Source organism: Tritonibacter sp. SIMBA_163 (genome assembly GCF_046535935.1).
Lineage (GTDB): Bacteria > Pseudomonadota > Alphaproteobacteria > Rhodobacterales > Rhodobacteraceae > Epibacterium > Epibacterium scottomollicae.
On the sequence record NZ_JAWJBP010001543.1, the window covers coordinates 1 to 229 of the forward strand.

The 229-nt window shown below is 62.4% G+C and carries 1 protein-coding gene; it reads left to right on the forward strand.

Features of this window, described 5'->3' with window-relative positions:
- A partial coding sequence (locus R0J92_RS27455; protein WP_411054005.1) for a hypothetical protein occupies window positions 1–229 on the forward strand: 229 nt, incomplete at both ends.

Genomic DNA, 229 nt, shown 5'->3' on the forward strand with positions numbered 1-229 from the left:
CTGCAATATGCCGCCACACGCGCGGTCACGCCGAAAGAATTCCGGCCGCATATCCGCTATTCCGTAAATCTCTGGGCGCGTGCCAACCGTTGCGCCAAGGCATGGGCGGAGCATGAAAACAACAGCCGGCAATTCGTGCTGCAATCGGCCAGAAAGCTGAAGCAGCGGCGAACGGCGGTCGTGCTGGGCTCGGGCCTGCTGCGCGATGTGCCCCATAATGCGCTGGTGG